The 1,025-nt window shown below is 68.5% G+C and carries 1 protein-coding gene; it reads right to left on the bottom strand.

What is annotated here, in order from left to right; translation table 11 throughout:
- Nucleotides 1–1,025: IS630 family transposase (locus G3I78_RS46340; RefSeq protein WP_164436541.1), on the bottom strand; the 1,025-nt coding region annotated here is incomplete at its 5' end.

The following is a 1,025-nucleotide window of genomic DNA, read 5'->3' as shown; positions in this document are numbered from 1 at the left end:
CTAGTGAGCTGGTCCGGAGATTCGTGTGCAGTAGTGGCAGATGCGGTCGATGATCTGGTCGGCGGTCTTGGTCCAGTGGAAGGGCCGGGCGTCGGTGTTCCAGGTCTTGATCCAGGCTTCGAGTGCGGCCTTGAGCTCGTCGAGCGAGCAGAATGTGCCGCGCTCCAGGCAGCGTCGTTCCAGCTCGGCGAACCACCGCTCGACCTGGTTGAGCCAGGACGAGTACGTCGGGGTGAAGTGCAACTGCACGCGGGGGTGTTCGACCAGCCAGCGGCGCACCACGGGCGCCTTGTGGGCGGAGAGGTTGTCGCAGATCACGTGGATCGCCGGGCCAGGCCCGGTCTGGCGGTCGATCTCATCGAGGAAGTCCCGGAAGTCGACCGCCCGGTGCTGCGCGGACAGATGACCGATCACCTTGCCGGTGGCCGTGTTCAGCGCGGCGAACAGGTCCACCGTGCCGTGCCGGACGTAGTCGAAACTGCGCCGCTCGGGCGTGCCGGGCACCATCGGCAGCACGGGCGCGGTCCGCTCCAGCGCCTGGATCTGCGGTTTCTCGTCCACCGCGAACACCGCGGCATTCGCCGGCGGCGCCAGATACAGACCGACCACGTCCCGGATCTTGTCGAGCAGCAGCGGGTCCGGGGAGATCTTGAAGTCCTCGACGCGCCACGGCTGGAGGCCGAACGCCCGCCAGATGCGGTGCACACTGGTCGGCGAGATCCCCACCCGCTTGGCCAGTTCCCGCTTGGACCAGTGCGTGGCCCCCTCTGGAACCTCCTCCAGGGTGCGCACCACCACCTCCTCCACCTGGGCATCGGTGATGGTGCGCGGCACTCCGGGACGCGGCTCGTCGGCCAGTCCGTCCAACCGGCCGGTCAGGAACCGGGCCCGCCACATATTCACCGTGGAGCGAGCCACCCCCAACTCCCGCGCCACGGCACTGTTGGACTGCCCCGTGGCACACTCCAGGACGATCCGCGCCCGCTTGGCCAAGCCCTGAGCGGTCTTCCGGCGGTTCGCCCATC

This window comes from Streptomyces sp. SID13726, assembly GCF_010548375.1.
In the GTDB taxonomy this organism is placed as follows: Bacteria; Actinomycetota; Actinomycetes; order Streptomycetales; family Streptomycetaceae; genus Streptomyces.
Note: the sequence above shows the minus strand (reverse complement) of the source record. Positions and strands in the feature narration are given on the sequence as shown.